Genomic DNA, 2,798 nt, shown 5'->3' with positions numbered 1-2,798 from the left:
CCTCCAGCTCGAACCGGGTCTGCGCGTCCACCGACGCGAACGGCTCGTCCATCAGCAGCAGCGCGGGCCGGTAGGCCAGCGCCCTGGCGATGGCGACGCGCTGCTGCATGCCGCCGGAGAGCTGCCACGGGTACTTGCGGCCGGCCCCGGACAGGCCCACCCACTCCAGCGCCTCGGCCGCGCGGGCACGGCGTTCGGCGCGGCCCAGGGTGCGGCGCAGCGGGAACTCGACGTTCTTCTGCACCGTCAGCCAGGGGAACAGCGAGCGGCTGTAGTCCTGGAACACCACGGCGAGGTCGTCGGGCACGCCGCGGACCTCGTTGCCGTGGAGGCTGATCTCGCCGCGGCTCGGGCGGATCAGGCCGGAGATGGTGCGCAGCAGCGTGGACTTGCCGCAGCCGGACGGACCGACCACGCAGACCAACTCGCCGGTGCCGACGGTGAACGACAGGTCGGCGATCGCGGTGTGCGCGCCGTCCTTCGCCTGGTAGGTGTGGCCGAGGTCGGCCACTTCGAGCATCGCGGTCATGGTTTTTCCTCCACCGTCGCGGGGGTGCGCTCCTGCTTCGGTTGCCACGCAAGGGCTTTGCGCTCGAAAGCGAGGAGCACGGTGTTGAGGGCGTAGCCGAGGACTCCCAGGAGGAGGATCCCGGCCCACATGTCGGGGAAGTCGAACTCGCGCTGTGCGACGAGCAGTTGCGACCCGATCCCGTTGTCGGTTCCGACCAGTTCGGAGACGACCATGAGCACCAACGACAGCGACAGGGAGACCCGCAGCCCGGCGAAGATCTTCGGTGCCGCGGAGGGCAGGACGACACCGAGGACCCACAGTGGTTTGGGGATGCGGAACACCGCCGAGGTTTCGAACTTCGTGGCATCGACGGAGCGGGCGCCGTCGATGCTGTTGAGCAGGATGGGCCACAGCACGCCGAAGACGATCGTGGCGAGCTGCATGCGGGTGCCGACGCTGAACACGAGCAGGAACACCGGCACCAGCAGCGGTGGCGGGATCGAGCGCATGAACGTCAGCAGGGGCCCGGCGTACTCGGTGGCGGTCGCGGAACGGCCGAGCGCCAACCCGAGCGCGATGCCGAGCACGGCGGCGATGCCCCACCCGGCGAGCAACCGACCGATGCTCGGCAGCACGTGCTCGAACACCGTGTCGGTGAGGAACAGGTCCCCGGCCGGGCCGGAGAACCACAACTCCTGCGCCGCCTCCACGATCTCGGAGGGACGCGGGAAGAACGTGTCGTCGGCGTACCAGGTGAGCAGTTCCCAGACCACGACGAGGCCCGCGAACACCGCCCACCGCTGGAGGAAGCGGTTCACGACCGACCTCCCGCGACCGAGTTCCAGCCGACCCAGCGCCGCTGCGCGCGTTCGAGCCCCTCGTTGAGCAGGTAGCCGATCACGCCCGCGACCACCGTCCCGGCGAGGACGACGTCCATCCGCCCACCGCCGCTGCGGGCGAGGGCGATGAACTGCCCGATGCCACCGGAACCGCCTTCCAGCAGCTCCACGCTGACGACCACGACGAGGCTCGTCGTGGCGGCGAGCCGGATGCCGGTCAGCACGAACGGCGCCGCGCTCGGCAGGGCCACGGACGCCAGCACGCGCACCCGGCCCGTGCCGAACGCGCGGGCCGTCTCGACCAGCAGGGGGTCGAGCTCGTCCAACGCGTAGATCGTGTTGAACAGGATGGGCCAGATCGACGCGTACACCGCGAGGGAGATCTTCGTCTCCGGCCCGATGCCGAGCAGCAGCACCGCGAGCGGGATCAGCGCCACCGACGGGATGGGGCGCAGGAACTCGACGACGGCGCGGGTGGCGTGCCGAACGGACGCCACGCTGCCCAGGACGAGGCCGAGCGGGACGGCGATCCCGGCCGACAGCGCCACCGAGATGAGGACGGCGAGGACGGTCGCGACGACGTCCCGGAGGAAAGCCTCGTCCCCCAACAAGTCCACCAACTGCACCGCTACCACGGACGGCGGCGGCAGGTACTCCGTGGGAACCAGCCGGGACCAGCCGAACAGCTCCCAGATGACGAGGAACCCGGCCACACCGAGCAGTCCTCGGGTGAGCGCACGCACGCGCAACGCCTCTTCCCAGTTGATCAACCCCAACTAACCCGGCTCAATCTAGAGAGTGAAGTGCGTCGCCACAATGAGTGGCGGGAAAACTTCATGATGTGATCTTGCAATCGGCGGACCGCCGCGTCGGAACGCACGAGATCACTTCCACCCAGTGGGATCAGGGGTTGGCGCACGGCGGGTCGTAGGGCAGGTCGGGGAAGTAGACCGCCCACTGCCGGTCGGTGATGCCGGGGTGCGCGGTGGCGCAGACGCGATCGATCACCAGGTCCAGCCGCGTCTCCCAGAACCGCAGCTCCGAGTCGCCCGCGCTGAGCAGCGTGTGCCCGTCGGGCCCGAACGCCACCGCGTTGACGCCCGACGAGTGCGCGACGAACACGCCGGACCGCACCGGCGGTCCCCCGCGCGACACGTCGTGCAGGCGCAGGTTCCCGTCGGCGCCCGCCACCGCGGCCAGCTCCCCGCGCACCGCGACCGCGCGCACCCCCGGCCCCAGCGGCTCGGAGGAGGTGAACCGCGCCGGCGCGTCGCCACCGGGGCTCCACGGCGGCTCGGGCTCCCGCCACAGCACGGCGTCGCCGTCCGACTCGACGGTCACCACACCGCCCGCGGGCGCCAGCGCCACCAGGACGGCGTGCTCGACGTCGAGGTCGAGCGGGCGGCGCTCGGGCCGCGCGGGCACGGCCGTGTCCCACTCCGCGACGG

The 2,798-nt window shown here is 71.0% G+C and carries 4 protein-coding genes; all 4 read right to left on the bottom strand.

Annotated elements, in window-relative coordinates; all coding sequences use genetic code 11:
• A partial coding sequence (locus AB0G02_RS34200; RefSeq protein ID WP_360802722.1) for an ATP-binding cassette domain-containing protein occupies positions 1–529 on the bottom strand: 529 nt, incomplete at its 3' end.
• Entirely contained in the window at positions 526–1,329 is an 804-nt protein-coding gene (locus AB0G02_RS34195; protein ID WP_360802719.1) for an ABC transporter permease, read from the bottom strand. The genes AB0G02_RS34195 and AB0G02_RS34200, both read right to left, overlap by 4 nt.
• The gene (locus AB0G02_RS34190; RefSeq protein ID WP_360802725.1) at positions 1,326–2,093 is read right to left on the bottom strand and encodes an ABC transporter permease; all 768 of its coding nucleotides are present in this window, start codon (positions 2,091–2,093) and stop codon (positions 1,326–1,328) included. Before AB0G02_RS34190 ends, AB0G02_RS34195 begins: the two co-directional genes overlap by 4 nt.
• Before the next feature lie 160 nt (positions 2,094–2,253).
• On the bottom strand, positions 2,254–2,798 hold a 545-nt coding region (locus tag AB0G02_RS34185; protein WP_360802716.1), incomplete at its 5' end, for a WD40 repeat domain-containing protein.

The organism is Actinosynnema sp. NPDC023658 (assembly GCF_040639995.1).
In the GTDB taxonomy this organism is placed as follows: domain Bacteria; phylum Actinomycetota; class Actinomycetes; order Mycobacteriales; family Pseudonocardiaceae; genus Actinosynnema.
This window is presented reverse-complemented; position numbering and strand designations above follow the sequence as displayed.